2 protein-coding genes and 2 pseudogenes are annotated in these 1990 nt (G+C 47.4%); 2 read left to right on the top strand and 2 right to left on the bottom strand.

From position 1 onward, the window contains the following. A pseudogene (locus tag AK963_RS36175) lies at positions 1-176 on the top strand (IS256 family transposase); the annotation flags it as partial. 41 nt (positions 177-217) lie between these two features. On the opposite strand, the gene tenA reads toward AK963_RS36175, so the two are convergent. Further along, positions 218-913, bottom strand: coding sequence for a thiaminase II (gene tenA / locus AK963_RS28295; protein WP_066018633.1), 696 nt, complete (start codon positions 911-913; stop codon positions 218-220). Positions 914-1038: 125 nt separating this feature from the next. Here tenA and AK963_RS28290 point away from each other — a divergent pair, with 125 nt between their 5' ends. Next, a complete protein-coding gene (locus AK963_RS28290; protein WP_066018632.1) occupies positions 1039-1791 on the top strand; it encodes a hypothetical protein in 753 nt (250 codons plus the stop codon). Positions 1792-1800: 9 nt separating this feature from the next. Here the strand turns inward: AK963_RS28290 and AK963_RS36170 are convergent. Beyond that, positions 1801-1990: pseudogene (locus AK963_RS36170) on the bottom strand (IS630 family transposase); the annotation flags it as partial.

Below are 1990 nucleotides of genomic sequence, written 5' to 3'. Positions count from 1 at the left end.
GCGTCATTCGTAAGGCGATCAAGAACCGGAAGATTTTTCGGACTGATGAGTCAGTCATGAAGGTAATCTATCTGGCCATGGAAAAAGCTTCCGAGAAATGGACCATGCCGATCAGGAACTGGAAAGCAGCCATGAACCGGTTTGAAATTATGTTTCCTGACCGGTTCAAGGAGTAATAGTTTTGGTGGCGTTTACACAGAATTATTTACAGGCTCGTTTAAAACGAGCAATCCATTCCCATCTGCCAGAACCCGATTTCCAGACGGGTTGCTTCCCGGAAAGTCTGGCAGAGTGAATCCATACGGGCGGCGTTATAACGGGTCTTCGCGAGATGATCCAGCCTCTCAATCTGCTTTCTGGCACCTTCCAGATACTCTTCACCACCGTAGGTTTCAATCCAGGCCCAATATGGGTTGCCCTCTTTAAGCGTGTTTGGATCGTTCTTCAAACGATACCCAATTTCCGCGTAACCGACTGCACAGGGAGATAACGCCGTATAAAGATCAAGAATGTCACCAGCCATTCCCCGCTCCAGCACATAACGGGTGTAAGCCATATTGGCCCGGGCTTCCGGCAGGCTGACCACATCCTTTTCTGTCAGCCCCCATTCCTGACAATACGCCAGATGCAGTGTCATTTCTCCCAGGATGCCGCTCACAGACTCCGATGCCGAGCGCATATCTTCAAGGTTATCCGACTTATAAACCGCCAGTGAGTAAGCCCTGGCAAAGTGGATCAGAAACAGGTAATCCTGCTGGAGGTAGTGACGAAAAGAGGCAAGAGGCAACGATCCATCTGCAATTCCCTGAACAAACGGATGATGACAGTAGTTATGCCAGTCCTCCTGGGAGGCCGCTTTCATACGCCCATAAAGGGTGTTCTCATCACTGAGGAAAAAGGTATCTGAGCTCATGACCGGACTCCAGGAATTATTATCGGCACGCATCATAGCTCACCACTTCCTGTTTGCACATTCTACCTTTCATAACCATGAAGAGTATCTCAGAAGTGCCGATAGAAACTCAGGCATTTAAATTTATGGACTGTGACAAAAAAGCGATGGATAAAGGACTGCCCCCCATTAACCAGCCCATAACGCATCAGCCACTCAGAGAAAACGACACTCCAGACAAAGAAAAGCCAGAAGTAACCAAGTCCCTTCCAGAGCCAGAAAAACAGCACAGGCAAAAGACCATTCCAGGCAGGGCGGTGTTAATTAAAGACCTAACCCCAAACATGAAATCGAGTGCTGAAACAACAACCAAGCCCAGCAAAGATACAAGCGACTCAAAAGAAGCAGCCGTTCCGGAACTCACCCATTCAAGCGAGACTGGCAGACAAAGGATACTTTCCAGCCTCCCATATCCATGGCAACCAATAGTTGCCGGTGACTTAACTTCAGTCAATGAAGTTCAACTCAACCAGAAATATCAGGGGATTCTGGATAACTATCAGAGTTTGGGCATGCAGGAAGGACTTACCCAGTTGAGCAATGATCTTGAATTAACCAGAAGTATTGCGGAACAACTGGCATCAAATAATGACTTTGGACTGTGTAGCCTTTTAACAGACGGGCTTAACAGGTTCGCACCCATACAGGATTTCTGGGAACACAGCCTTCAATGTTCAAACACTGTCAGAACTTACTCTTCCAGTCATCCTCAACATCAGCTGATCAGTTCAAGCGCGCTGCCAGAAAAAGGAGCCCAGGCCGCTCAGCAGGAGGCTATCAGGGAAGAGTTCAATCAGGACTTCCATAGAAACCTGGAAATCACGGCTTATACCAATTGAATTTTCTAACTACTGTATAACTGCCCAATCACGGGAGCACAGACTGAACAGTCGACCAGCTTCGCTGCAAAGGTTATTCCAAGCTTCACAGCAACAATCTACAATATTTTCATAACCTGAAAATGCTTTGTTTGATAAGTCATGCTCCCGCATCCACTCCCATAGCCTTTCTGAGCTGTTTAACTCCGGTGCGAATGGT

The organism is Endozoicomonas atrinae (genome assembly GCF_001647025.1).
GTDB lineage: Bacteria > Pseudomonadota > Gammaproteobacteria > Pseudomonadales > Endozoicomonadaceae > Endozoicomonas > Endozoicomonas atrinae.
This window is presented reverse-complemented; position numbering and strand designations above follow the sequence as displayed.